The sequence below is a fragment of the Sulfurospirillum barnesii SES-3 genome, from assembly GCF_000265295.1.
Classification (GTDB): domain Bacteria; phylum Campylobacterota; class Campylobacteria; order Campylobacterales; family Sulfurospirillaceae; genus Sulfurospirillum; species Sulfurospirillum barnesii.
Genome location: NC_018002.1, coordinates 245650 through 269296, shown reverse-complemented (window position 1 = coordinate 269296; position 23647 = coordinate 245650). Strand labels below are relative to the sequence as shown.

Annotated in this window: 23 protein-coding genes; 5 read left to right on the top strand and 18 right to left on the bottom strand. The window is 39.3% G+C overall.

Annotation, left to right across the window (positions count from 1 at the left end; genetic code table 11):
* Positions 1 to 2 precede the first annotated feature (2 nt).
* The 12 genes from nrfD (SULBA_RS01430) to SULBA_RS01375 all read right to left on the bottom strand — a co-directional run bounded on the left by nrfD (SULBA_RS01430) (position 3) and on the right by SULBA_RS01375 (position 14571).
* Positions 3 to 971 (bottom strand): NrfD/PsrC family molybdoenzyme membrane anchor subunit, encoded by a 969-nt coding sequence (gene nrfD, locus SULBA_RS01430; RefSeq protein ID WP_014768494.1) that lies wholly within the window; start codon positions 969 to 971, stop codon positions 3 to 5.
* The gene (locus tag SULBA_RS01425) at positions 968 to 1534 is read right to left on the bottom strand and encodes a 4Fe-4S dicluster domain-containing protein (protein WP_041671747.1); all 567 of its coding nucleotides are present in this window, start codon (positions 1532 to 1534) and stop codon (positions 968 to 970) included. The genes nrfD (SULBA_RS01430) and SULBA_RS01425 overlap by 4 nt, the downstream gene beginning before the upstream one ends.
* Positions 1535 to 1543: 9 nt before the next feature.
* Positions 1544 to 3811: a thiosulfate reductase PhsA gene (gene phsA, locus SULBA_RS01420; RefSeq protein ID WP_041671882.1), complete on the bottom strand. Its 2268-nt coding sequence runs from the start codon at positions 3809 to 3811 to the stop codon at positions 1544 to 1546.
* A gap of 6 nt (positions 3812 to 3817) precedes the next feature.
* Complete coding sequence (locus tag SULBA_RS01415) at positions 3818 to 6628, bottom strand: EAL domain-containing protein (protein ID WP_014768491.1); 2811 nt, start codon at positions 6626 to 6628, stop codon at positions 3818 to 3820.
* 116 nt (positions 6629 to 6744) lie between these two features.
* Entirely contained in the window at positions 6745 to 7710 is a 966-nt protein-coding gene (gene nrfD, locus SULBA_RS01410) for an NrfD/PsrC family molybdoenzyme membrane anchor subunit (protein WP_014768490.1), read from the bottom strand.
* Positions 7707 to 8279, bottom strand: a complete 573-nt coding sequence (locus SULBA_RS01405; RefSeq protein WP_014768489.1) for a 4Fe-4S dicluster domain-containing protein — start codon at positions 8277 to 8279, stop codon at positions 7707 to 7709. The genes nrfD (SULBA_RS01410) and SULBA_RS01405 overlap by 4 nt, the downstream gene beginning before the upstream one ends.
* 15 nt (positions 8280 to 8294) lie before the next feature.
* Positions 8295 to 10589 (bottom strand): thiosulfate reductase PhsA, encoded by a 2295-nt coding sequence (gene phsA / locus SULBA_RS01400; RefSeq protein WP_014768488.1) that lies wholly within the window; start codon positions 10587 to 10589, stop codon positions 8295 to 8297.
* Between the two features lie 319 nt (positions 10590 to 10908).
* Entirely contained in the window at positions 10909 to 11196 is a 288-nt protein-coding gene (locus SULBA_RS01395) for a type II toxin-antitoxin system RelE/ParE family toxin (protein ID WP_014768487.1), read from the bottom strand.
* Positions 11180 to 11416 carry a hypothetical protein gene (locus tag SULBA_RS01390; RefSeq protein WP_014768486.1) on the bottom strand — a complete coding sequence of 79 codons (237 nt, stop codon included), beginning with the start codon at positions 11414 to 11416 and terminating at the stop codon, positions 11180 to 11182. The genes SULBA_RS01395 and SULBA_RS01390 overlap by 17 nt, the downstream gene beginning before the upstream one ends.
* A 27-nt stretch (positions 11417 to 11443) precedes the next feature.
* Positions 11444 to 13120 (bottom strand): tRNA modification radical SAM protein MnmL/YtqA, encoded by a 1677-nt coding sequence (mnmL, locus tag SULBA_RS01385; RefSeq protein ID WP_014768485.1) that lies wholly within the window; start codon positions 13118 to 13120, stop codon positions 11444 to 11446.
* Positions 13120 to 13467 (bottom strand): nitrous oxide-stimulated promoter family protein, encoded by a 348-nt coding sequence (locus SULBA_RS01380; protein ID WP_014768484.1) that lies wholly within the window; start codon positions 13465 to 13467, stop codon positions 13120 to 13122. The genes mnmL and SULBA_RS01380 overlap by 1 nt, the downstream gene beginning before the upstream one ends.
* A gap of 108 nt (positions 13468 to 13575) precedes the next feature.
* Positions 13576 to 14571 (bottom strand): c-type cytochrome, encoded by a 996-nt coding sequence (locus tag SULBA_RS01375; RefSeq protein WP_014768483.1) that lies wholly within the window; start codon positions 14569 to 14571, stop codon positions 13576 to 13578.
* A 182-nt stretch (positions 14572 to 14753) separates the two neighbouring features.
* On the opposite strand from SULBA_RS01375, the gene SULBA_RS01370 reads away from it, so the two are divergent.
* From SULBA_RS01370 to SULBA_RS01355, 4 genes are read left to right on the top strand one after another with little or no spacing between them, the layout of a single operon-like run.
* Positions 14754 to 15314 carry a cache domain-containing protein gene (locus SULBA_RS01370; protein ID WP_172634064.1) on the top strand — a complete coding sequence of 187 codons (561 nt, stop codon included), beginning with the start codon at positions 14754 to 14756 and terminating at the stop codon, positions 15312 to 15314.
* Positions 15315 to 15632 carry a hypothetical protein gene (locus tag SULBA_RS01365; protein WP_041671744.1) on the top strand — a complete coding sequence of 106 codons (318 nt, stop codon included), beginning with the start codon at positions 15315 to 15317 and terminating at the stop codon, positions 15630 to 15632. It begins immediately after the preceding gene.
* Positions 15629 to 16288, top strand: a complete 660-nt coding sequence (locus tag SULBA_RS01360; RefSeq protein WP_014768482.1) for a response regulator transcription factor — start codon at positions 15629 to 15631, stop codon at positions 16286 to 16288. The genes SULBA_RS01365 and SULBA_RS01360 overlap by 4 nt, the downstream gene beginning before the upstream one ends.
* The gene (locus SULBA_RS01355) at positions 16278 to 17417 is read left to right on the top strand and encodes a sensor histidine kinase (RefSeq protein ID WP_014768481.1); all 1140 of its coding nucleotides are present in this window, start codon (positions 16278 to 16280) and stop codon (positions 17415 to 17417) included. The genes SULBA_RS01360 and SULBA_RS01355 overlap by 11 nt, the downstream gene beginning before the upstream one ends.
* Positions 17418 to 17449: 32 nt before the next feature.
* On the opposite strand, the gene SULBA_RS01350 is transcribed toward SULBA_RS01355, so the two are convergent.
* A complete protein-coding gene (locus SULBA_RS01350; RefSeq protein ID WP_012856058.1) occupies positions 17450 to 17665 on the bottom strand; it encodes a cold-shock protein in 216 nt (71 codons plus the stop codon).
* 188 nt (positions 17666 to 17853) lie between these two features.
* On the opposite strand from SULBA_RS01350, the gene SULBA_RS01345 reads away from it, so the two are divergent.
* Positions 17854 to 18192, top strand: coding sequence for a DUF309 domain-containing protein (locus SULBA_RS01345; protein ID WP_014768480.1), 339 nt, complete (start codon positions 17854 to 17856; stop codon positions 18190 to 18192).
* On the opposite strand, the gene SULBA_RS01340 is transcribed toward SULBA_RS01345, so the two are convergent.
* Genes SULBA_RS01340 through infB form a run of 5 tightly spaced genes read right to left on the bottom strand, consistent with a single transcriptional unit; the run spans position 18183 to position 23372 of the window.
* A complete protein-coding gene (locus SULBA_RS01340) occupies positions 18183 to 18932 on the bottom strand; it encodes a sulfite exporter TauE/SafE family protein (protein ID WP_014768479.1) in 750 nt (249 codons plus the stop codon). The two genes, SULBA_RS01345 and SULBA_RS01340, sit on opposite strands and share 10 nt — an antisense overlap.
* A complete protein-coding gene (ribD, locus tag SULBA_RS01335) occupies positions 18922 to 19929 on the bottom strand; it encodes a bifunctional diaminohydroxyphosphoribosylaminopyrimidine deaminase/5-amino-6-(5-phosphoribosylamino)uracil reductase RibD (protein WP_014768478.1) in 1008 nt (335 codons plus the stop codon). The genes SULBA_RS01340 and ribD overlap by 11 nt, the downstream gene beginning before the upstream one ends.
* Complete coding sequence (locus SULBA_RS01330) at positions 19929 to 20357, bottom strand: LSm family protein (RefSeq protein ID WP_014768477.1); 429 nt, start codon at positions 20355 to 20357, stop codon at positions 19929 to 19931. The genes ribD and SULBA_RS01330 overlap by 1 nt, the downstream gene beginning before the upstream one ends.
* Positions 20350 to 20727: a 30S ribosome-binding factor RbfA gene (rbfA, locus tag SULBA_RS01325; protein WP_014768476.1), complete on the bottom strand. Its 378-nt coding sequence runs from the start codon at positions 20725 to 20727 to the stop codon at positions 20350 to 20352. The genes SULBA_RS01330 and rbfA overlap by 8 nt, the downstream gene beginning before the upstream one ends.
* Positions 20724 to 23372 carry a translation initiation factor IF-2 gene (gene infB / locus SULBA_RS01320; protein ID WP_014768475.1) on the bottom strand — a complete coding sequence of 883 codons (2649 nt, stop codon included), beginning with the start codon at positions 23370 to 23372 and terminating at the stop codon, positions 20724 to 20726. Before infB ends, rbfA begins: the two co-directional genes overlap by 4 nt.
* Between the last annotated feature and the right edge of the window lie 275 nt (positions 23373 to 23647).

Below are 23647 nucleotides of genomic sequence, written 5' to 3'. Positions count from 1 at the left end.
TCTCATCCTAAATAAATTTGCCCTGCATAGACAATGTAATAACGTAAAATCAACACACCCACAATTACCACCATAGAGTTAATCACCACATAACTGATGCGGTATACATGACTCTTCAATGCAATCATGACCGTTAACAAAGGCAAACAAAGCCCTACGCCAATAACTCCAAACCAAAAAAGACCCGCCCAAAATCCAACACTCAGTGCATCTTTTGCCGCTTGTGCCGATTCTGCTCCTGCGTAAAACATTCCAATAAAAAGAAGCGCCAATAAAGGAAGCTCCGTTAAAATAACCCGTAAATCAAGGACTAAAAGGTACTTAATACTCTCTTCATTGATGGTGCTTTTAAAAAAAAGCAACCCTATTAAAATATTCACAGCAATCCCTAAAGAGATACTAGAGGTTACAAATAAAATAGGTAAAATGGGACTGTTCCACAAAGGAATCGCATACAAAGCAGAGAGTAAAAATCCCGTGTACGAACTGATACACAAGGCAGTAACAAATAAAAAATACTCAATCACTTTGGCATAAGAATGCAGTTCTTTGACACTTTGAATCAAAGAAACCAGAGGTGCAAAAAAAGTGTATTTCATCACACTTCGCTCAAAAACCAAGAGCATAAACACAAGAACAATGGGTGTGTAGAGCAATAAAAACAGCACACCCAAACTCATGACTGATGTGACATTATAGCGAATCAATAACCAATAAAAGGACAAAGGACGCCCCAAATCAACCACCAAAAGCAACAAGCCTAGCAAAATGGAAAGAGGGGCTACCACCGCACCCGATTTAATCATCGCATCCCAAATCGAAGAGTTGCTACGCTCATGACGGTTCCATTTCACCAAAAGAGCTACCATGATAGAACCTGAACTAAGCCCCGCTAAAAAAAGGTAAACCGCAATCGCCCATGACCAATGCACCATCCCATATTGCGCCACATTTCCCCATACAGAACTCATGACTTCGCCCCTTTACGTCTGGGAATACATGCGACTTTTGGTTTTGTTTTAAGATGTGCTTTAGGGAAAATGAGTGTTTCTTTTTGTGAGGTTTTACAGACCAAAGAATCGGTTTGACTCATATCTCCAAATATAAGTGCTTCGGTGGGACAAATGCTCACACATACAGGCAATAACGCTTTTGAAACCCTACTTTCATAACAAAAATCACACTTCTCAACCACATTTTTTAAAGGATTGATAAAACGAGCATGATACGGGCAGGCTAAAATACAATATTTACATGTAATGCATACCCGCTCATCAATATGCACCAAACCCTCTTTATCTTGAAAGGAAGCAAACGTAGGGCACACACTCACACACGGGGCATCTTCACACATCACACAGGCCATGCGTTCATAACTCATCCCTAAATGAGGAAAAACACCATGCAATTCCATGCGCACTTGAAGCCTAAAAAAGTCTTCGGGCACACCGTGTTCCACACGACAGGCTACACTGCACGCTTGACAGCCAATACAGGCATTTTCATCATAGAGCAATCGGTAGTGTTTTGGCATCATGTTTCCCTATGCTTTTGTAATTTTCACACCCACATTGGTGATCATCGCCCCGCACACAGGGGCACTCTGTAAAGAGAGCAATTTGGAAGGATTTAAGCCTTTACCATGGGTTCGCTTTAAAGCAGGAGCATCTCTTCCAAATCCCATGTAGGCAAAAAGCGTGTCAGGTCGAATCCCCTCGGTAATAAACGCCGTTGCCTTCTCTTTAGAAATGCCATTTTCCACGTAAAACCTATCCCCTGCTTTGAGTCCATGTGCTTTTGCTGTTTTGGGGTGCATCCACACAGGATTATCGGGCATAAGCTGATGTAAATAGGGAATATTATGGGTATGCCCATTGGTATGAATCGCACTTTTCCCGCTGATTAAGACATACGGATACCCTTGTGTGACATCCATATCTACCCCACGAGGCAGACCATACCCTTCAAAGATTTTCTCTATCGCTTCGGAGAAAATTTCTATTTTACCCGATGGCGTCTCAAGCGCATGAAAAAAATGGCTTAAACATCCACGTTGTGTTAAAAATACTTTGCTTTTAGGATAACGCTCTACAAAATTCTCCACATCCAATGGCTCTCGCATAAAAAGTTCAGGAATCCCAAATGTTGCGACACCTCTTTTGAGCAAGAGTGCTAAAAGCGCTTCATTTCCTTTGGCTTGATGCACACGAAGCTTTGCGATTGTCTCCCAGAAAGAAGGTGTCTGTAAAGCCATTTTTTGGGATAAATACTGCAAACATTCTAAAAGTGTTTTCGCACCATGCATAGCAGGAATCGCACGATTACGCATGGTATAAGAAGGTACTTTATCGCTTCGCTCACGAATACCCTCGTCCCTCTCCAAATACGTCGCTTCTGGAAGTACCACATCTGCCATCATAGCAGTATCACTCAAATAAATATCATTCACAACAATCAACTCTAACGCCTCCATCGCCTCTTTTGTTTTTTGAGGATGGGCTAGGGTAATTAAAGGATTGTGACGGGTTAAAAACCATCCTTTGATGGGGTAGGGATTTTGCGCTAAAATGGCTTCTGGAATAGCTTGCAATACCCCATGTTCTTTTGAAACAAAACGGTATTTTCCACCTTGTCCTGCACCCTCTAAACGCTCTTCGTGTGGAAATACTCTAGGATACGCTTCATCCAGCGTTGGAACCAAAGACTCTTTTGCTAAAGCATTGATGCGTTTTGCATCTTTGACAAAATAAATGCCACCTCTTCTTTCCACATTGCCCATTAAAATATTGGCAATGACAATGGCTCTGCTTCGTTGGTACTCCGCAGGAGAGGTTGTTGCTTTGTGCCCCCAATCAATAATGCACCGAGGTGCCGCTTGATACATTTCATCTGCGATGCGCTCTACCACGTGAGCACCAATACCTGTTAAACTCTCTTGCCACTGAGGGGTGCTCTCTTTGAGTGCTTTTGCCAATTGTTCAAATCCGAGGGTATACTCTTGCACAAAGTTTTTATCGTATTTTCCATCACGAATCCATACATGTAAAAGAGCAAGTACAAAGGCTAAATCGCTCCCTGCTTTAATGGGATACCACTCATTCGCCTTAGAGGCTATCAGTGAAAAACGAGGATCAAACACTACCAACTTTTTAGAGGGGTTGGAAGCAAACCGTGCCATTGCTTTGGTTAACGGAATATCCAAGCCCTCAAAAAGGTTATGCCCAAAATTGAGGATGTAGTGTGCATTTTCAAAGTCACGCTCCAGTGTCTCTCCAAAAGTATGCTCAAAAGCGGTATGAATGGCAATGGGACACGAACTCCAATGCGAAAAGACGTTGGGAGAGCCAAACGTATAGGCAAACGAGCGTAACATCGCATAAGACTCACCTGTTTTAGAAGAAAAAATAACGCTTTTAGCTCCATAGTTTTTTTTCAAATCCTTTAATTTCGTAGCAATATAATCAAGGGCTTCTTCCCACGTTGCCACACGCCACTTATTTTCACCCCTTTTTCCCACTCGAATCAGAGGTTGCGTAAGCCGTTGTTCATCATAAAGTTGTGAAATACCAGCAACGCCTCGCGCACACAAAGAGGTTCCCATGGCTTTGTCATACGCATTGCCTTGCAAAGAGACCACTTTACCATTAATCACACGAGCCTCCATCGCACAGCGACTGCTACACATTTCACACACCGAGCGAATAGAGGTATCTTCGCCTTTTAAAAAATTTGTACCCACAGCTCCCAAACTTCCAGGAATCAAGGCACTCACACTTGCGCATTTTAAAAAATTTCTTCGGGGTTCATTCATTAGCATTTACACACTCGCTTGATGAATCAGTGCACTAGGCTTACTAAACAAATAGCCTTGAGAAAAGTTTACATGTAACTCTTCCAGTATGGCTTGTACTTGCGGATTATCCACAAATTCTGCCACCACTTCATAGCCCATTTTATGTGCAAAAGAGACAATGGTTTGCGTCATCATACGGTTCACCTCATTGGTAGCAATGGCTTTAATAATAGAACCATCAATTTTAATAAAATCAACATCCAACTTAACCAAATAGGTAAAATTTGAGTACCCCGTACCAAAATCATCAATGGCAATACGACAGCCTAATTTTTTGACTTCGTGGATGAAATGGATAATTTCACTAAAATTTTCAATGCCCTCAGACTCCACAATTTCTAAAATCACCCGATGCCCACACTGATATTTTTTGATCGTTTCGTACAAGCACTCTTTTACCGATGATGAGAGAATATCGCCTTTGGTAAAATTAATCGAAAAATCCACATCAAAATCTTTCAAATACGCAAATGCTTTTTGAATCATGATTTTTGTAAGCTTCTCATAAAGCCGTGTCTTTTTTGCTTGTTCCAAAAAGAAATAAGGGCTTAAGTAGGTTCCATCTTCTTCCATTAGCCGCATCAATACTTCATATTTGGTAATTTTCTGCTGTGCATTATCGTAAATTCCTTGATAAAAAGGAACAATTCGATCGTGTTCTATCGCACGTTTTATCTTTTGGATAATTTGAAGATTATGGGTGGTTCTTTTTTTGAGAGCATGGTTGGTATTGTAAAACACAATGAGCTGATTTTCTCTTTTCGCCTCTTTGAGTGCAATATGCGCACACCGATACACTTTACTTCCAAGCTCTTGCGCCACACCTACATTTAAGCGTATTAAAACATCATAACCGTACAGCGTGAAAACTTTTTTTTCTAATTCATGCACAATTTTTTTTATGCGCTCTTTCATCAAAAGACTCTCTTCAAAATCATAATGACTCAGCAATACCGCAAATTCATCCCCATTGGTTCGAAAAACAACATCCAAATGTTCTTGAAAAGAGTGCATTAAGAACTGTGCAATATTTTTTAAAAGCGCATCGCCTACGTCATACCCTAAATAATCATTAATTTCTGAGAAGCCTACTACATTAAATAGAATTAAGAGTTGCTTTTTCTCATGTAAGCTCAAACGATAAAACAAGGCTTCACGGTTTCCAAAACCTGTCAGTTCATCTTTAAAATGTTTTTCAATGATTTGGTCTTTTAAAACCAATTCAGTAATACTAAAATGCGCACAAATATATTCTAAAATCTCCCCTTTTGCATCCAAAATAGGCATCACAGTATTTTGTAAGTAGTGCACGGCTCCTTTTTTATCAATGCCTCTGGTAATCCCTTTCCAAATCTTTTTCTGACGAATGGTATTCCATAAATTTTCATACACCACAAGATCCGCATCACTGGGTCTAAAAATGCGATGCGTTTGTCCAATAATTTCCTCATACGAATACCCTGACATTTCACGAAATGCCTCATTCACGTAGGTAATAACACCCTTACAATCCATTTTTGAAACAATACAACACGCATCCAAAACATTTTTATATTGGCTCAGAAAATTTGTATTGAGGTCTAATTCATGTTGGGTAACATTCACCAGATGGGTTAAGGATTTGAGTGTTGAACATACCACTTCGGGTTTACTAGTAGCCGTGTGTGAGACAATAAAATCAGACTCGCTTAGTCCTAACACTGTGGTGGTAAGATTTAAAAGCTGGTGGTGATGTGCGGTGTGAAAAAACTCACCGTAACTAAAAAACCCTGCGGTGGGGGCAATTTGCTCCAAAAGCTCACACTCATACGCTAAATGCTCTTGTAAAAAAACCTTTCGTGCACTGCACGAATAGATAAACAAAGCTTCAGTTGGTTTTTTATCAATAGCTTGCTGAAGGAGCAATGCTTTATGCATAATCTCCTCGATATTGCCAATAGCAAAACGCACCCTATCACCCTCGTGAAGATGCCCTGCATACAGTAAAGAACCATCAGGATTAACGCCAATCAAAGAGCGGTACACTTCCATGCCATCACAAATTTTCATAAAAGGAAATTCCATCGCACTAAAGGGAAGATTTTGAACGCTTTTCGCTCCTAAATAGTGCTGATAAATCGCTTGTACGGGTTGATGATCTATTTCATACACACTGTTATGATGGGCTTTGGTAATACACATTTCTTTGCCAATAGGAATCCATCCCAGTGAATACTTATGGTTTACATGTAAGGATTTTCCACTCAATCCCACCAGCACAATCCCTTGCGTGTAAATGTGATTTTCGCAAATAATAAACGCATCCGAAAATAAAAACTCATCTGAAGCATTCCCCCCAGCTATGGGAACATGCGAACATACGCTATTAAAGCCTTCTAAAAAATTTTCACTATTATCCTCTCCAAAAGGATACGCAAAAGAGATACACACTCGTGTCTCTTTCTCAATGAGTTTTTGTGCTGCTTTTTGCCCACTTTCAAAATCTGCCTTTGCAAAATAATAGGCTTTAGCACGACTCTTTTGAAGATGACAAAAACTAATCTGTATGGAAGAAGTATGAATGCACCCTGAGCTAATTTCTCCTGTGGTACTTGTACCAATAATCACACTGTTGCTAAGCTGTGATTTTAAACACTCTAAAAGGGGCTGAAGGATTTGATGATTTGTATTACCGCAAAAAAGTTGAATAAAAAGATGAGCATCGGGAGGAAACGTCTTTGTAAGAAATGCCTCTAAGGCTTCAAGGCTTTCATACCTGTAAGTGGTTAGTTTCACAATTACACCTTGTTCATAGATATTCAATGGCCTTTGACATTAGCATTTTATCACAATCTACTGGGAATGAACAAGTCTCTCAAAGCTCCCAAAAAAGGGAGCTTTGTATCGTACAATCATCCTACAAACGTTTGACCTGCGTAGAGAATGTAAAGTCTTAAAAAAACAACACCCACAAGTACCACCACAGAATTGAGCAAAATGTAACCGACACGGTACGCATGATGTTTTAAAGCCGTCACGGCAATTAAAAGTGGTGTAGCAATACCTATGCCAATGACACCTATCCAGAACACATACGCCCACACACCTGTGGTTAAGGCTTGAATAGCAACCAGTGTTTTATCGCCACCTTGAAAGTACATGCCTACAAAAAGTGCAAATAAAAGTAACAACTCCATAGGAACAACTCTTAAATCAAGCTCTAAAAGGTATTTGGCATTTTTTTGATTAACCTCTGATTTGAAAAAGAGAAGCCCAAACAAAATAGAAGCCGCAACCCCTGATGAAAGCCCAGAGGCTAGGAACAAAATCGGTAACAATGGTGTGTTAAAAAGCGGATAGCTGTACATGGCTGAGAGTAAAAAGCCTGTATAGATACCAATGATGACCGCAAACAAAAAGAGAGTTCTCTCCAACCATGCTGGATTGTCACCAATACCGTCAATGATGCCTTTAAACGGTTTTAAAAGTCCTGCAAAAGGACCTGTTTCAAACAACCACGGTTTAAATTTTATGGCTGCGTAAAGAAAACTCAGCGGTGTATAGATGAAAAGCCCTAAAACACCCAGTGTCATGACGGAACTAAAGTTATAATGAATCAATAATTTCCAAAAATGAAGGGGTCTTGTTAAATCAAAAATTAATAAAAACAGACCCAAACAAATGGTGAGTGGCGCTAAAAGCGCACCTGCTTTAATTAAACCATCCCATGGCGCTTTGTTATTGCCCTCCATCCATTTTACCATTAAAGAGGTCATAGCAGCTCCTGCTGAGAGTCCTGCTAGGAAAAGATAAACCGCAATAGGCCAATGCCATATAAGTGTTGAATATTGCTCTAAAGAGCCTGCAATGTGATTCATGATTTAATCCCTCCTTTATGGTTTGGTACAATAAACATTTTTGGCTTTGTTCCAAGTCGCTCTTTTTGTCGGTACGTCACACGTTCTGAAAGTACCGTATTGATTTTGCTCTTAGGATCATTTAAATCGCCAAAGACTAAAGCATCCGTAGGACATACTGTCACACACGCTGGCTCCTCGCCCCTGCTTAAGCGAGACTCATGACAGAACGTACATTTGTTGGGGGCTTTGGTTACTGGGTCTACGTAACGTGCTTGGTAGGGACATGCTGCCACACAGTACAAACATCCCACACACAAATCCACATCCACAAGGACGATGCCATCTTCATTTTTAAACGAAGCATGGGTTGGATAGACACTTACACAGGGTGTGTTTTCACAATGCACACACGATTGGCGGTGGTATTCATAGCCTAGGGTTCCATTAGGATACTCCTCAGGTTTAATCCATACTTGTAAACGATAGACCGATTCTGGTATTTGATTTTCAGACCGACACGCTACATTGCACGCTTGACAGCCGATGCAGAGATTGTTGTCGTGAATCATTGCATATTTTTTTGCCATTGTCTTATCCTCCCCTTACGCTTTTTTGACTTTAACGCCAGCGATATGTAAATTCATACCAGAATTTGGCGAAACCAATGGCGAATAAAGCGCATTGCTATTCACACCTTTTCCATACGCACGTTTTAACTCTTTACTCACATGCCCAAAACCAAAGTAAGCAAATACGGTATCTTCACGTACACCTTTGGTGATAAGTGCCTTGCCTTTTTGAGAGGAGTATTTATTATATACTTCAATTTTATCACCATCTTTAATGCCTAAACGCCCTGCTGTTTTGGGGTGAATCCACACCGCTGCATCATCTAAAAGGTTGTTTAACCAAAGGTTGTTTCCATTGTGTGAGTTACTTCTTACCGCTGATTTTCCATTGATAAAATAGAGCTCATCATTCTCTTTGTATTTGTGAGGCTCGTAGCTCAGCGCTCCTTTTTTGGAAACTTCTTCAAGTTTTGGGCTAAAGAGTTTAATTTTCTTTGGAAAATCAATGGTTCCCTCAGCATTGACATGCACTGCAGCGCTTGGGAATTTTTTTACAAACTCAGCCACGCTTTTTTTCTCTTGCAACATCAAAGGTACACCAAAACTCGCACTTCCATTTGCTTTTAATTTTGCGAGTAAATCAATATTATCTCCCACTTGTTGCAAACGATAATCTTCAATATCTTTGTACGGGAAGTACGCCCCTAAACCCATTTTTTCACCCAATTCTTTGGCGACTCTCCATGGCGGTCTGCTCTCCCCAATAGGCTCAACGACTTTTTGACGACCAACGCCATAGCTTGGGTTTTTACTTCCACTGGCGGTAAACTCTTCATCTCGCTCTAAATAAGTTGTATCTGGAAGCACGACATCGGCAAACCATGCTGTATCAGAGACTTGAATGTCATAAACCACAACTAAATCCATCGCTTTAAGTGCTTGAATGACATTTTCCATATTGGATTGTGTCATGACAGGATTGTTACGAGCGATAAACCAACCATGCAATTTATAGCCCACGCCTGGGAGTTCATTGAGCGCTGCATGTGGAACTAAGGTCACAATTCCAGCACCTTTACTGGCAAGGAAAAACTCACTGTCCTTTTCACCAATTCTATCTATTCTAGGAACATCTACTTTAGGATAAGCAGGTGTTTTTGGTTTTTTAAGTTTCGGTGCTTTAGGCTCGCCTTCACCAATAAATTGGTTGTAAAAATCAGCATTTTTACCTAAATAATAACCACCATCTCGCTCTACTGCACCCACAAGTGCATTTACCATCATCATTGCACGACGAAGTTCTAACTCTTGTGGTGTAAAGGTCACACGGTGACCGTAATCAAAAATCGCTTTTGGAGCTGCTTTGGCAAACTCTCTGGCTAAGCGTTTAATGGTATCGGCTGGAATATCACACTCCACTGCCATTTTTTCAGGAGTATAAGGCTCAATAGACGCTTTGAGTTCATCAAACCCTTCACAATACTTCTCAACAAATTTTTTATCGTAAAGATTCTCGTTAATTAACACATGCATAAATGCTAAAACAAACGGTAAATCATGCCCAGGTTTAATGGCATGCCACTCGCTCGATTTTGCTGCCATCGCTGAAAGCCTAGGCTCGAGGGTAACCACTTTAGCACCATGAGAGAGAGCGTCCATGTATTGACGTGCGTAAGAGATAACAATTCCCTCAAAAACATTGTGTCCCATATTGATAATGTATTTTGCTTTTGCAAAATCACGTCCGACACTGCTAGCACTGAAAACATCTTGCCCTGCCATACCATACGCTAAGGGACAGGTCGCTTCGTGACCAAAAAGGTTGTGTGAACCATAGGCTTGGGCTAAATGGTGAAACCATGTTTTCGTCCAACCGCTACGTGCGGTAAATGCCACCGTATGTGCACCGTGTTTTTGTTTAATCTCTTCAAGTTTTTTGGCAATGAAAGTGTATGCTTCGTCCCAACTGACCTCTTTCCACTTTCCTTCACCTCTCTCACCTACACGCATAATAGGCTTTACCAAACGCTGTGGGTCATAAAGTTGATTAAACCCTGCACTTCCTCTCGCACATACTTTTCCACCACGGCTTTTATCCTTTGGATTTCCTCGAATAAACATTCCTTTGCCATCTTCTACCCGTGCTTCAATGGTACAGGAACTCGTACACATTTCGCAAATGCTAGGGGTAAACTTTGTGTTGCCTTTGTACTGTTTTTTGATGTCATCCATGGCACCTAGGGTTCCAGGAATGCTCGAAAAACCTGCAACTGCAGCAGCTGTTGAAGAGAGCTTTAGAAAACTTCTTCGGCTAAGCATTTGAGTCATCTTTCATCCTTTTCATAAGATTTGATAGTGTTATCTTAGGAAAGCTATGTAAATTTTATGTAAATTTGAAAGACGAACTTTAATTTATATTTTTTTGTTTTATTTTAAACTAAAAGGCTTTTTGTGGGAATTGAGGTAGATTTGTGACGTAAAAACATATTAAAATTTTATGTTTTTACGTTTTACATGTAAAGAGTTTTTTCTGAAAGGTGTAGTTATGTTTTAATAAAAGTACTAATAGTTCAAAATAAGAGCCTGACACTTATCATTACAGGTAACAGATATAGTAGATTCTTAATATACTAGTTACCCTCATTCTTTAATCTGCAATGTGTTCTTGGTATTTCGTTAAACCAAAAATCTCAATTTTATTTTCATGGATGCGATACACAATCGTATACCCCTTGTGCACCAAATCACGAATAGATTCATCTTCAAAATAGATAGATTTTCGGCATTTCAAGGGATGAGAGACAAGCAAGCGAATTTGGGCTAGAAGTTCATTTTTAAATTTTAGAGCATTTTTTGGACTATCGTTTGCTATAAAACGAAGCTGACTCTCAAAGCGTTTAAGAAAACTCTCTTTAAATTCAATGTGCATATTCATCAAGCACCTTGTTCATGTGCGCTTCAAACTCTTCAAGCGATACCATCGTTGCCTTACCACTTTTAAGCTCTTCAAGCTCTTTTTCAAGGTAGGTTTTATCGTGCATAAACTGGCTATTTTTTTCAATTTTTACGTGATTGAAAAATCGTCCATCCAAAGACTGTAAAATACTCAAAAACTGAGTAGCATAGCCCTCTTTGACATCGATGACAATTTGCATTTTTGCTCCTTTAACTTCATAAAATTATTATACCAAACTTCGCTTTTGATGCTCGCTCTCTATCTTTTTATCGCTCCAAACCAGATACGGGTCACTATAAGGATGACTTACATGTAAAAACGTTGGCGTAACCAAAGGCGTGGCGATAACCCCTTTTATGTCATTTCCCACGCAGTGGACAATTTCAACCTCAAACCCTGCTAAGATGAGCGCATCGTGTACGGCTTGAAGAGAAGTAGACGCCACCAAAACGCCTGTGGGTTTGAGATGCATTTTTAAAAGCGTTAGAAACTCTAAACTGACCAACGAAGCATTATTGCTCTCCACAAACGGGTCAAGAAAAATCACATCAAACTGCTCTTCTAACTCCTGCACACCATAGCGTGCTTCCACGTTTTGAAAGTCTATCTTTACAAACGCTTCCTCATACGTCTTACATGTAAAAAGCGTTTCAAGCATCTTTACATGTAACGCTTCTGAAACGACCGTGGCACTTTGTTTTAGAAGCATTCTATCCTGTTCCATCGCCTTTACATGTAAAGAAAACGTGGAGCATTGTTGGGCAACACGCAACGCTTCAAGCGTGTTGTATCCCATTCCAAAACCAATATCCAAAAGGGCAACATCGCCTTGCAAAAGACGCTCTTTAAGATGAGAACCCTCGACAAAAAGTCTGCGTGCTTGCGTGTATGCTCCTGCTTTGGGATGATAATAATCTTTGTAGCAAACACTGTAAAACGTCGTACTTCCATCATTTAAGTGTACGGTGTGAGGTATTTCATACCGCAGGAGAGATTGACTCTCCACCAAATCACCTTGCCTAATGCCACGGTAGCGCATACTTTGAGCGACGTATTCACCAAAGTGCCCTTTTTCCATCTGCCACAGCGGAGCGATAAGCTCTTTTTGAGGCGTGTCCGTGGCAAGACGAATGATAGGAATATGCAAAGGAATGATGCGCAAAAGTGCCATCAAGGCTTCGGCGTATTCGTATTCACTCAAAACCTTAAACGCTTCTGCCTCGTACTCACGAGCCAACTGCGTACCAGCGATAACATGCAAATGATGAAATTTTATCCCATCAATGCCCGCTTCCACCAACCCTCTCACACTGGCTTCCCACATCAAAAAGTTCTCATTAGGAAAACCAATAATAAGATGCGCATACACCTTTAAACCCTTTACATGTAAACGCCTAATCGCTTCAAGCGAAGCGTGTGCACTATGCCCACGGTTGATGCGCTTTAAACTTGCATCGTGCAAACTCTGTACGCCAAGTTCCACCACCACATCCAAACGGCTGTTAAGTTCTGCTAAATACTCTAGTGTCGCATCACTCAAACAATCGGGTCGTGTGCCAATGTGCAACGCTTTAAAAGGGTAAAGACTCAAAAGCCTCTCGTACGCCTCTTTTTGTTTCAACAATGAGGCAAACGTGCCTGTATAGGCTTGAATGTAAAGCGCAAAGGAGGTGGCTTTGTAGCGTTTTTTAGCAAATAAAATCGCCTTTTCTATCTGCTCTTCCACACTCTTAGCATCGGCAATTTGGGCAGCACGAGCACCGTGTTCTGGGCAAAAACTGCATCCACCCGTGCCATCTTTTTCACGGTTAGGACAGCCAAAGTCTAAATTAACAGGGATACTATAAAGCGCTTCGCCATAACGGCACTTCATCGCTTCTTTGTGGCTAAGGTAGGAAAACATTATTTGGAAAAGAGTTTGCGTATTTTGGTTAAACCTAGCTGCATGCCACTAAAGCTCATCACCTTTGACATCTTTTTCCACATCGACTTTTCATAACAAGGATTGGGGCATTTACGACAACTGGGTTTATGCTCATGCGGACAATTTTTCAATCTTCCATAGGCATACACAAAAAGTGTTTCACACTCTTCACAAAGATGATAGGGAAGTTCGCATAAACACTTGTCTTGAAAACTAACCTCCAACACACCCTTTTTTTTGGGTACATCATGGTGCTTTTTATCGCAATTAAGTTGAATAAAGCGGTGTAATGTTTGACTATCGCTTTGCAGTTTCTCAGAAGTCATGTTTTACTCTTTTTTGATTTTATTATAGAGAAAAAGAGTAAAAACAACCTTTACATGTAAAGAGTACGGTGTCTGTTTTCCTTTGACACCGTACAGAAAATTTATACTCTATTTTGCAGGGATAATAATGCCTTTATAAGGACCAAATTTGTGTTGGTGACGGGTTTTACCATCATCATAAGGTCCAACATCGCTATCAGGTACTTTCACTTTCAAATCAGGAAAATCTTTTTCACGATTGGCTTTAACATCACGTGGTTTATCGTAATTGTTGATATACGCTGCAACATTATAGGCTTGTTCATCGGTCAAGATTCTGTTGTGATTGTCCGCACCTAAAGGCATATTTGCTACAATCCAATCCGCCGCACGAAGTACTCGGTACATACCCGCACCTGTGTTGTAGGTATCTTTTCCCCAAAGCGGAGGAAATTCATAGCCATTGGCTTTACCCTCTCGCTTCACGCCCTCACCGTTTTCGCCATGGCATGAGGCACAGTGCTCTTTATAAACCTGCTCCCCTTTAATAGGATCAGCCGCTTGACTCATGACCATTTTACGATTGACCTGAGGAAACTCAGCTCCCTCTACCGTTGCCCCCAAAGGAATGCCTTGCCCTAACCAATACATATAGGTCACAATCGCTCGCATCTCTTTACCATTTTCAGGCAAAGGCTTACCGTTCATACTGCGTCCCATACAGCCATTGACACGCTCTTCAATGCTTCCAATCGTTTCATCACGGTTTCGGTATTGCGGAAAATTGGCAAAGGTTGCCATAAACGGCGCTGACCATCGTTTGGTACCTGCTTCTTGATGGCACGAAGAACAGGCAAGATTGTTGCCTGCATAACGCATTTTTGGGTCTTCTACTTCTGGACCTATATATTTGTAGGTTTCATGCACCAATGCTTTTCCATAACGCACGGTATCACCAAAAAGGTTATTAGGAATCGTGCTCTCATCAGGAGCCTTCCAATCTTTAACCACCACAGGGGTAAATCCTTTATTGGCGCGCTGATTGAGCGTTGCTACATCCAGTGCTAAAAGTGTACTTGTGCCCACAAGCAACACTGCCATAGAAATAAGAGAAATATGTTTCATAAAATGCCTCCTTTAAATTATTCTCATGGCTTAATCATAAGCTTTCATCGTCACTTTTTCGTCAATTTTATACGGCTGCATTTAAGGTATAATTTGAAAGCAAGCCTCACAAAGGAGAACAAATTAAAACAGTTCGTATTTACGTACTTTTGCTTATTTTGTGTCTACTCTCAATGCTGACATTGGGAATTTTCATCTATAAAGTCAACCATAATCTCTACATTGAAGATGCAAAAAACAGTGTTGAGAGCGTTCTAGGACTTACCCAAGAGCTTTTGGAACATGAAAAGCAATTAGCCCTTAGTATTGCGCTTATTCTGAGTAATAACGAAACACTGAAACAAGGTTACCTTCAAAACAACCGTACACTCCTTTTTCAAACCCTCCAAAATGAACTTCCTAGAATTAAAAATTATTTGCATATGGATAACCTTGAAGTCCAATTACACTCCAAAGAAGGCAAAGCGCTGGTTCGAAGTTGGAACTTTCAAAGTTACGGTGATGAGCTACTCTCTTTTCGTAAAGGGATTAACCTCGTGCACGAGCATCAAACCCCTTTGGTTTCTATAGAACTTGGAAAACGCCTCAACATTAAAGCACTTGCCCCTGTTTTCGAACAGAGTGAACGCATTGGCTCTTTAGAAGTTATTCTTAATTTTAATACAATTGCCCGTAAACTGAGTGATAAAAAAATTCACTTTGTCATTTTAATGGATAAAAAATTTCTCGATATTGGAGAGTGAATGAAAGATAAAACATCTATTAACGAATTTATCCTTCTTAATGATGATTGTGCTTATTGTATTCCAACCCTTGAAACACTTATCAACAAACAAACGCTCGAAGAAGGATTTGCTCGCTCAAATACCACTCTTTTTGGCTTTACGCCTCTTTTTGATATTGAAAACAAACAGGTAGGTTACATTGGGGTCTGGTTTGATGAATCTTTACTAAAAGAGTCTCTTTTACTAAAAGCTTCACTGACCCCAACGCTTGAATCGTTACATGTAACCCGTTTACACCCAGAAATTCCAAAAAACCATGAGATAGAAATCCGATGAAAATTTTACTTCTTGAAGATGATTTTACCTATAAAGAGAGTATTCAAGACTCCCTAGAAGAGATGGGCTACAGCGTTGATGCATACGATGATGGTGAAAAAGCACTCGATGCTCTATTTGAAAAACACTACCATTTAGCGCTTTTGGATATTCGGGTTCCTGGCATGGATGGCTATGAGATTTTAAAAGAGATTCGCAAAGCGAAACTGGATGTGCCCATTATTTTTATCACGTCACTTACAGACATTAATAATCTCTCTTTAGGGTATGAGCTAGGCTGTAATGACTATTTGCGTAAGCCTTTTTCCCTCAAAGAATTACAGTACCGTGTCAACCAAACCCTTAAAAGTTACCATTTTCATACCAATCTTGATGTGATTCCTCTCTCCCATGGCTTTTCCTATCACAATCATGACCAAAGCCTCTGGTTCGATACGGTGCAAGTTCCTTTAAGTAATCATGAACGAAAACTTCTTTTTGTTCTTGTTAAAAATAGAGGATATTTTATCTCCGCTGAACTGATTCACGATGCGGTATGGGAAGGCAAAGAGATTGGGGAGAATGATATTCGGATGCTGATTAAAAAACTAAGAGATAAAACCGATAAAGATTTTATTATAACTGCTAAAGGCATAGGATATAAAATTGAAAAATGAGACAAAAAGTGTTTTTGCATTTGCAATGATTTTAACTTTTTCAACCCTCCTTCTTGTCTCTTTTCCACTGCTAAATTACCTCTCTGTTTCCTTACGTCTCAATCAACTCACACAAGAAAATCAACTCAAAGCCTATGCCAAAGAGCTTGAGGTAACAATTCAAAATATTATGCCTGTGCAAAAGACCTTTTTGTTTCCTCGCTCTATTCTCTATAAAGTTGCGCTTTTAGATGCAAACAATCATATTATTTTTTCACTGATTAACGAAGCTATTCCACCTATTAATGACGCCTTTGTACGCAGTGGAAAAAGCCTTTTTTACCGCCATACCTTACCCCCTAATGTTTTACATGTAAAGCATTTAATTATTCAAAAAGAGATAAGCCATTCAAAAGTTTTTTTTGACAGTTTGATTGTCATTGGGGTGGTGATTATTGGAATGTTTTTGCTTACATTTTTACTGCTAAAACTACTTTTGAAACCTTACATTGAGACTTCATCACGCATGAATCACTTTTTTACCGATGTCATGCACGAGCTAAAAACACCTCTGGGTATTATGCAACTCAACCTTGAAGGATTGGTGAAAAAGTACAAAGATAAACGCCTCAATCGCTCATTAGCAGCACTCTCTACCCTCTCTACACTGTACGATGATTTGGAGTACCTCATTAAATACAAAACCATTACTTACACCAAAGAGAATCTGCCTATCTCCGACTTTTTAGAAGAGCGTATCGCATATTTTGAGGCACTTAGCTCCGCTAAAGAGATTTGTATACTCTCAGCCATTGAGCCTCAGCACATGCTTTACATTAATCGTATTGAATTTCAGCGTATTGTTGATAACACCATTACCAATGCTATTAAATACTCTCCTGCCAAAACAACACTTTTTATTGCTTTGTTTCAAAATGTTCAAGGAGTTTATTTTTCTGTTAGAGATGAGGGTATGGGCATTAAAGAGATTGATAAAATTTTTGAACGCCACTACAGGGGAGATATTTACAAAGGTGGATTTGGAATAGGTCTTAGTATTGTTAAAAGTATTTGTGATAAGTATAAAATCGAGATTGAAGTAAAATCAGAAGAAAAAAAAGGAACGGAGTTTATTTATAAATTGAAGTAAAAAAAAGGAGGAGAAATTCTCCTCCTAAAGTCTTATAGACCTGTTACGTTCTCAGCTTGAGGACCTTTTGGACCTTCGCCTAGTTCATAAGTCACTTTTTGACCTTCTGCTAAAGAAACACGGCCGTAACCTGTTCTGTTCACTTGACGAAAGTGTACGAATACATCTTTTCCGCCATCATTTGGTTGGATAAAACCAAAACCTTTTTCATTGTTAAACCATTTAACGGTTCCCTCTAATAAAGCCATTCTATGCTCCTGTTATAAGATCGAAAAGTAGAAAATTGAGTATTTTTGGAGTATTTAGGATGCTAACTAAAGGTCACGTATCACAAAACTACCAAAGATGAACTCGAACCTCATCTTTCTAGGTAAATAGTTTATCTTATTTTTAAAAATAAAGCAAATATAAATTTGGATTCATTTATACTGAGGAGATGGAAACCTTAAAAAATACACTTTTTGAAGCTATAGAACTCTTTTTGAGGGTGGTTGAGAACAACCAATTTGTTGAAGGTCATGAAGTTTTGGAAGACGAATGGAAGCGACTTAAAACGCTACCTGAACACGAAAATGAGGCGAAAATCTTAAAAGGCCTTATTAATGCTTCCACAGCCCTTGCCCTTGCCTCTAAAGGTAAAAAAGAGGGTGCAATGCGTGTGTGGCAAACCTATGAAAAATACGCCCCCTTAATCATGAGCACGCAAACGGAGCACACACCTTCCTACAAAGAGGCACAACGCCTTTTACAGCGTAAATATACCCTTTACATGTAAAAGGTAGAGACGATTAAATAAGACGATAATATCCACAAAATGAAATTTAAAATCTTTTTGTATAAAACTTCATCAATACGATCTTGCAGGCGACTTCCTATAAAAAATCCAACCATGGCTATAAAAATCAATGGAAGAATCATACTAAAGTTTTCAAAATTTAAATTACCATGGTACCCAAAGATAAGTACTTGCAACATTTTATTGGTGATAAAACAAAAGCTCATCACGCCAATAGCACGTTTTTTCTCTAACTTTAGCTCTAAAATCAAAATAATTAAAACAGGAATCATAATATTGGCAATGCCACCCACAAATCCACTTAAAAATCCAATCAGCATGGTCATCAGTTGTGGATGCTTCGCCACACTGTGTGTAAGAGAAATATGCAACCTCTCTTTATTTAAATAGAGCAAAATAACACCTGCTAAGAACAATTTATAATACGCATTGTCATAAAGTACCAGTAAGTTTGTTCCTACAATACTCCCCACAATAACGCTCGCAATTAATAACCGATACGCTCCCCAGATTTCTCCAAATGAGTTATCTCTCTTAAGGCTTAAAAAATTAACCGCAATGGTGGGGAAAAGTGTAAAAAGAACCGCTTTTTTTAGGTCTAAAAAAAGTGCAAAAAGCGGTGTTGCCATCATAGGAAAACCAAATCCTAATGTTCCATGAACAATCCCTGCAAACAAAACAATCAGTGCTTCATACCAAAAAAAATCATTACCAAACACGTTGATACCAACTCATCGTATCTTCACCAACCGCTTGAGAGAAAACTTTTTTAAGCCCTTTTGGTAAAGCTATTGCTTCGCCTTCTTTTTCATGAGTCGATTGAAAAATTAAATACCACTCTACTTTATCTTCCATTGCTTTAAGCATGCCTGCTCCACCTTCAATCATCACCATCGAATAGCTCTTGATGCTTTCTAGCGTTGAATCTACAAAAACTTTACGATTAGGAATATGAAAAAGAGGGATACTTTTATCAAATTGAGGGCTATGTGAATAAATTAAAATATCAGGCGCTTTGCCTTCACACAAGCGTGCATCAAGCGTTGGGCGGTCTACCCTTACAGTATTGCCACCTATCACCATCAAATCACAACAATCCCTCAGACGATGTACCATCGTGCGAGAATCAAGCGAAGTAATCATCCCACCTGTCGCAACATTGTTAGCACTCAAAGCCAATTTAAAAAAAATGAAAGGCTCTTGTTTTTCTTTACATGTAAAAGGAGTTAAAAGAGTATCACACGCCTCTTTAAGGCATCCAAAGCTGACATTAACACCTCTGCTTTGCAAATATACTCCACCCCCCTTGGCATTTGCACTCTCATCAAAAGAGCCAATGACTACACGTTTAATGCCTAAAGCTTCGATTAAAGAGGAACACGGAGGAGTTTTTCCAAAATGGTTACATGGTTCAAGCGTTACATGTAAAGAAAGATTTAAAAAGAGGTCTTGATGATTTTCTTTTAAAAAAAGATGCAGCGCCATTGAATCACTCAGTGCTTCAATGCGTTTATCGTGGGTTAACGCAAGATACGCTTCTTTAAGCGCTAAAACCTCAGCATGTGGCAATCCTGCCTTATGGTGTGCGCCAATGCCTAAAATCTCTCCAGCATCATTACTCACAACTGCGCCCACTGCAGGATTAGGAAACGTCAGCACCTGATACGGCCACGCCGCATCCAATGCTTTTTGCATCAACGATGCACCAAATGGCATTACCATTCAAAATAAGTACGGGCTTTTTCAATCTCTTCAAGTGCAATCTCTTTTAACTCTTTTTCAATACGCACCTGAAGAGTATTGTTTTCAAAGCTTTCTAAAATACCAATAAATTTCTCTTTATTTTTAAGCTTAATCTTCACTTTTTCACCCACAGAAGCACTAAAATGCTCAGGTTTAAGAAGCTTTCGCTCAATACCAGGAGAGCTTACTTCAAAAAGATATTCACCCTCCAATGGAGGCTCAACGTCAAAAATAGGTGATAAAATACGACTGACTTCCGCACATTTATCTAAATTAATTCCCTCTTTAGAAGTAATGTAAATACGAAAAATTTTTTTATCAAATTCGCTAGCGACTTCTGTATCATAAAGGCTCACACCACAGCTCTCTACAATTTTAATAAGTTGTTCTGTATCAATCATCGCTTTTTTTCCCTTTTTCTAACTCTTCTGCTACTTTGGCAAACAATGCATCCATCTTATTTTGACGCTCTAAGCTATCATCAAAGCGGAAACGAAAATGAGGACATCTAAACCATCCCTCAACTTGCATGCAATGTGTTTGAATATGACGTTGCACACGGTCTAAATGTGAAAGAATATAACGTTTTTCCGCTTCATCATAGACAGAACCATCCAAATAGACAATTGCATCGTATTTTCCACGGCTACACTCCACATCAATGACACAAACCCCCCGAAGCATCTCATCTTCAAGGGTGCTTATCGCTTCTGGGATGAGCTCTTTTAAAACACTCTGTGTACGTTGGATTTTAATACTTTTATCCATCATAGTTTTGCTTTTTCTTCAACCTCTTTAAAGCTCTCGATATAATCGCCCACTTTAATATCCGTGTAGCCCTCAATGCCTACACCACATTCATACCCTTTACCTACTTCTTTTACATCGTCTTTGAAACGTTTTAAAGAAGAGACACTGCCTTCATAAATAATCACACCATCACGAATAACCCTGATTTTCACACCACGGTTAATCGTACCATCGGTTACGATACATCCAGCAATATGTCCTAGTTTTGGCACGGCAAACACTTCTCTAACCATTGCTTGACCAATATTTTCTTCACGAATAACAGGTGCCATCAATCCTGTAACAATATTGGTTACATCATCAATCAAATCATAAATAATATTGTACGTTTTAATTTCAACGCCTGAGCTTTTTGCTCTCTCTTTGACCGTACCAGTTGGGCGAACATGGAAACCTAAGATAATACAATCTGAACTAGCACTAGCAAGTGCCACATCACTTTCTGTAATACCACCAATACCTGCACTTACGATATTAACTTTAGTTTCAGCATTTCTAATTTTTTTCAAACTGCCTTTAATCGCCTCTAAGCTTCCTTGAACATCCGCTTTAATAATAACTGGTAACGTTTTTAAAGCGCCCTCAGCAATCATATCGCTAAGCTCATCAAGACTCACTTTAGTAGATTTAGAAAGCTCTTTTTGGCGTAAATATTCTGCTTTTTTCTTAGCATATTCACGTGCAATTTTATCGGTTTTAACGCTAATGAGTGTCTCACCAGCACCTGGAACTTCACTGAGTCCCAAAACAACAACAGGCTCACCTGGTTTTGCTTCTTTCACAGCAAGACCTCTATCATTAAGCAATGCTTTTACTTTACCAAAAGCAATACCTGCTACAACAATATCACCCACTCTCATCGTACCATCTTCTATTACCACTGTTGCTACAGGACCTCTTCCTTTTTCAAGAGAGCTCTCAATAACCGTTGCTTTAACCTCTCGGCTAGGGTCTGCTTGAAGTTCGAGTAAATCCGCTTGCAATAAAATCGTCTCTAATAAATCTTCGATACCCATACCTGTTTTAGCAGATACTGGCACAAACTCATGCTCTCCACCCCAATCAATTGGCGTAATACCAAGCTCAGCAAGCTGAGCTTTTACCAAATCAGGATTGGCAGATTCTTTATCCATTTTATTGACCGCAATGATAATAGGAACGCCCGCTGCCTTAGCATGCTCAACCGCCTCTTTGGTTTGAGGTTTTACACCATCATCTGCAGCCACAACCACAATAACAATATCCGTAACTTTCGCTCCACGAGAACGCATCTCCGTAAAAGCCTCATGACCTGGAGTATCGATAAAAGTAATATTGCGACCATTTTTTTCAACCATATAAGCACCTACGTGTTGGGTAATACCACCCGCTTCACCCGCAGCCACTTTTGCACTACGAATGTAATCAAGTAATGACGTTTTACCATGATCAACGTGTCCCATGATCGTAATTACAGGGGCACGCTCTACCAAGTTTTGCTCACCTGCTTCGCCCTCTTCATCATAAGCTTTAACGTAATCAAATGCTTCTTGATCATTGACGGTGGTAACATTCACCCCAAATGTGTCTGCTAAAATTTCAATCGAATCTTTATCAAGAAAGTCATTTTTTGTAAACATAACACCTAAAGAGAAAAGTTCCTTAATCACTTCACCCACAGGTTTATTCATTTTTTCAGCAAATTCATACACACGAATTTCTTCAGGAATTTCAATAGCACTAATAGCTTCTGCTTCTTGTGTCATGACAGTACGTCGTCTTTTTTTACGTCCAACTCTTTGAATACCTTGCATAACAAAATTTGTTTTTTTCGTTGTTCTAATTTGACTAGGATCAATCTGCTTTTTCTTTTTGACTTCTTCTGTGACCTTAAGTCCCTCATTTAAATCAGGCAAAACAATCATATCTTCTTCATCTGAATCAATATGTGTATTGGTCATTTCAATATTTAAAGCAATATCTAGTTTCTCTGCGTTGGTCTTTTTCTCAGCAGGTAATTTTTTAACTTTTTTCTTCTTTTTTTGTAAATCACTGTTTGATGGAGTAGAGAAAATAGAGTCAAAACTACGAGACTTCTCTTGTTCTTGAGAACCGTAGGACAGATGCGTCTCTTTTTTCTCTTCAATCAGTTGTTCTTCTTTTTCTGGTCTTTTCTTTTTAACAATAACCAAACCTCTACGTTTTCGTACATTGGTAGGATCATTCTTATCTTCGCTGATCTCTTCTGCATCACCTTGCAACATTTCATCATCTTTTTGTTCGACTGATAAAGATAAAGGCTCAGTATTGAGTACCTCAGATTCTTTTTCTTTCAGCGTCTTTGTCTTAGTAGGTGTTATTTTTTCAACCTTTGGTTCTTCAACAATGGATGGTTTTTCTACAACCTCTGCTTTTTTAACTTCAACACTCTTAAGTGGAGATATAGGCTTGGGGGTATTTGGGCTCTCACCTGTTAAAACATAGTTCATTAATTTTTCAGCATCTTCTGTATTGATAGAACTGGAAGGTGCTTTGACATCAAGCCCCATATCTATTGCCTTTTCAATAATATCTTTACTTTTCATGCCTAGTTCTTTTGCTATTTCGGTTATGCGAACCTTATCCATTCGTAGCTGTCTCCTTAAAAGTTTTACCAAAATCCATCATTGCTTTGTGATTTGTTTTGCATTTATTGTTGAGTATCTTCACAACTTTCTTTTCATTGTTTGTCATACATGCCTTGCAGATATAAAAGCTTCTTCCTGATTTAGAAAAAGGTACGAGTTCGCCGTTGATGATTTGCAATCGTTGTAAACTTTCTTGTAAAGCTCTTTGTCTACAAATAATGCACATTCGTATTGGTTGACTCATTTTTGCGCCTGATTATATCAAAATTTAGCTG